The organism is Microvirga zambiensis WSM3693 (assembly GCF_016735695.1).
GTDB classification, from domain to species: domain Bacteria; phylum Pseudomonadota; class Alphaproteobacteria; order Rhizobiales; family Beijerinckiaceae; genus Microvirga; species Microvirga zambiensis.
In genome coordinates, this window is record NZ_JAERQD010000238.1 from 1 (window position 1) to 600 (window position 600).

A 600-nucleotide genomic window follows, 5' to 3' on the forward strand; every position below is an offset into this window, starting at 1 on the left:
CACCGTGCGCTCGCGGTCGTCGGGATGGATGTGGCCCTTCCACCACGCCCCCGCCGTCTCCAGGTCCGTGTGGCCGAAGAGCGCCGTGAGTGCCTCGTTCCACAGGATGCGGTCGGCGACGAGATCCCAATCCCAGATCACGTCATTGGTGGCCTTGGCCGCCAGCCGGTAGCGCTCCTCGGTCTGGCGCAGCGCCAGCTCGCCCTGCTTCCGTTCGGTGGCGTCCCGGAAGTACACGGACAGCCCCCCTCCGGCGGTCGGATGGATGTCGATGTCCACCCAGTGCCCCAGCAGGGGCGAGAGGGTCTCGACGCGCACCGTCCGCCGCTCGCGCCGGGCGAGCTGGTGGGCCGCGTAGGCCTCGCTGCCCACGGCGGCCGGGAACTCGTCCCAGTACACCTTGCCGATCATGTCCTCCCGCTTGCGGCCCCACCATTCCTCGGCCCTGCGGTTGACGTAGGTGAAGCGCCAGCCCCGGTCGACGGCGTAGAAGGCATCACTGATGCTCTCGAGGATTTCCTCGTTGCGTGCGTGCGCGAGGCGCAGTCCCTCCTCGCTGCGGCGGCGCTCCAGGGCAACCCCGAGCAGGTTGGCGAACCC

General features: G+C 70.0%; 1 protein-coding gene. It reads right to left on the bottom strand.

Going from position 1 to position 600, the window contains the following annotated elements; all coding sequences use genetic code 11:
• On the bottom strand, positions 1 to 600 hold a 600-nt coding region (locus JKL46_RS35080), incomplete at both ends, for a PAS domain-containing protein (protein ID WP_201843073.1).